At 37.7% G+C, this 2,998-nt stretch carries 1 protein-coding gene and 1 pseudogene; both read left to right on the forward strand.

The genetic code is table 11. From position 1 onward, the window contains the following. A pseudogene (locus tag DRF61_RS22390) lies at positions 1-636 on the forward strand (DUF5977 domain-containing protein); the annotation flags it as partial. A 6-nt stretch (positions 637-642) separates the two neighbouring features. Beyond that, on the forward strand, positions 643-2,998 hold a 2,356-nt coding region (locus DRF61_RS22395; protein ID WP_228452752.1), incomplete at its 3' end, for a DUF6443 domain-containing protein.

Here is a 2,998-nt window from a genome sequence, read left to right on the forward strand (position 1 = left end):
CTGATGATTGATAAGAATATGGTTGGCATTCCATTAGAAACTACTACAAACCAGACTATTGGAAGCAGCACAAAAACACTGTCAAGAACCGAGACTATTTATCCAAAAACTGTAGCAGAAATAACCAATAACAGTGCTTCACTGGTGCTCCCTACTTCGGTTTTATCTTACGATTTACAAAACTCTACAGTTTCATCCACAGAAGTTACTTATGACAAATACGATTCAAAAGGCAAACTTCAGCAGTACACTACAAAAGAAGGTATTCCAACCACAATCATTTGGGGTTATAACAAAACCCAGCCCATTGCCAAAATAGCAGGTGCCAAACTTTCAGATATCGCTCAGTCATTAATAGACAATATTGTAAATGCTTCAGATAATGACGGTCAACTAAATACCGATGCATCAGAACAGTCACTGATATCCGCTTTGGATGTGTTCAGAAATAATTCTGCGTTATCAGGTTATCAGATCACTACTTACAGCTATGATCCATTAATTGGAGTAAGAAGCATTACTCCTCCATCAGGAATCAGGGAACTTTATAAATACGATACTGCCAACCGTCTTGAAAAAGTGATCGACATCAATGGTAAAGTATTGAAAGAATTCAAATACAACTACAAAAACTAACACACGATGAAAAAGATAATTATCCCGATCAGTGCATTATTTATAACGGGTTTAGCTCATGCACAGCTTTCACCGACAGAAAATTACGTCTATTCAAAAACATATCTTTCAGACCCTGCCCTTTCAACCCCAAAAACCTCAGAAACCGTTCAGTATTTTGATGGCTTAGGAAGACCAAAACAGGTAGTGAATGTAAAAGGCTCACCATTAGGAAAAGATGTGGTTACCCATATCGAATATGACGGATTTGGAAGACAGGCTAAAGACTTTTTACCTATTCCACAATCTGGAACTCTGAATGGTGCTATTGTTTCAACTCCACTAGCCAATGCTCCATCAGTATATGGATCAGAAAAGATCTATGCAGAAAAGGTTCTGGAAAATTCTCCACTGGACAGAATCCAGCAACAAGTTCAGGTGGGTAACGACTGGACCACTAAACCTGTTAAATTTGATTATGATACTAATATTGGAGAAGATTATGTAAGAAAATATGAAACTACTACGACATGGGTTGAAGGCAGAACCCAAACCTCTGTTCAGCTCCTCCAATATTTCCAGCCTTCACAATTATACAAAAACACGGTAACTGATGAAGACGGCAACAAAACCATAGAATTCAAAAACGGTAAAGGGCAGGTTTTACTCGTTAGAAAAGTATTGAATTCCTCACAGAACACAGATACCTATTATGTTTATAATGAATATGATCAGCTAGCATTTGTGATACCACCTTTAGCATCAGCTCCCACTGTAGAATCTGCTACAATGGAAAACCTCTATTATCAGTACCGCTATGATGGCAGGGGCAGGCTCGTAGAAAAGAAACTTCCTGGCAAAGGCTGGGAATACATGGTGTATGATAAATCAGACCGTTTGATTTTGACTCAGGATGCTGTAATGGATACACAAAATAAATGGCTCATGACCAAATATGATACATTTGGAAGAGCGATCCTTACAGGAATTATTTCAGCAGGAGAAAGAGCTGCTTTACAGGATTTAATTAAAGACTTGGTAATTATCGAATCCAGAAATACTACAGGTTTTGCCAAAAGTGGGATGACGGTTTACTACAGCAATAATTATTTTTCTTCAGATATCCAGTCTGTATTGAGCGTTAATTACTATGACACTTATCCCCCAGGATCCTCTGCAGTCACTAATGTATTTGCACAGGAGCTTTTGACTGATAACCCAGCCAATTCACGAACCACGAAGGGAATGCTTACCGCTTCCTATGTCAAAAATATAGAAGATGACAAATGGACAAAGAACTTTATCTGGTATGATACCAAAGGAAGAAATATAGGCTCAAGAAGTAATAACCATTTGGGAGGATATACTGTTGTTAATCATAAGCTTGATTTTGCAGGAATCGTCCTTCAGACCAATACCTATCACAGAAGATTGATCACGGATCCTGAAAAGGGCTTCGTAGAAAAATTCACCTATGATTCCCAGAACAGGCTTCTAACCCAAACCCATCAGGTAGGCAGTAATCCTGTTGAATATCTGGCTCAGAATAAGTATAATGAACTTTCCCAGCTGGAATCCAAAAAAGTAGGAGGAGTATCATTAGCATCCCCATTGCAGACCATCGATTATAAGTACAATATCCGTGGTTGGATGACCAATATTAATGATCCAGTCAATTTGGGAAGCGATTTGTTTGGTTATAAAATCAAATACAATCAGGTTGAAGGATTGGAAACACCGAATACCGATTTTCCTGATTTGAAAGTAATGCCGAGGTATAATGGGAATATCGCAGAGGTAGACTGGAGAACTGCTACTGCAGCTAATGATCACCTGAGAAGATACGGCTATGTTTACGATAGCTTAAATAGGCTTTCAGCAGGTTTTTATCAGAAAGACAGCAATCCTTCTGCGAAAGAATATTTTGAAAAACTGGAGTACGACCTGAATGGAAATATTACTAATTTAAAAAGATCTTCTGAATTAATGGAAGGAAATACTGCTGCAAATTTCCTTAATAACCTTAATTATACTTATCAGGGGAATAGACTTACATCTGTTAAGGATCTGGTACCATTTATTGGAGGATATAAAGGAAATACAATGCAGTATGATGCAAATGGAAATATGACGGGTAATCCCGATAAAAACAAAATGCTTATCACATATAATTTCTTAAATCTGCCAAGCAGCATTACAGAAACAGTATTTGTTAACTCCACCAATAACACCTATTATACCCATAGAGCTGACGGAACGAAAGTATCGAAGAGGTATATACAAGCGGGTGCTGAACAGAATACAGATTACTTAGATGGATTTCAATATAACAATCTGGAAACATTTGGTTCAACGGTTCCTACGGTTCCAACATTAAAGTTTG

The organism is Chryseobacterium lathyri (genome assembly GCF_003290185.1).
In the GTDB taxonomy this organism is placed as follows: Bacteria; Bacteroidota; Bacteroidia; order Flavobacteriales; family Weeksellaceae; genus Chryseobacterium; species Chryseobacterium lathyri.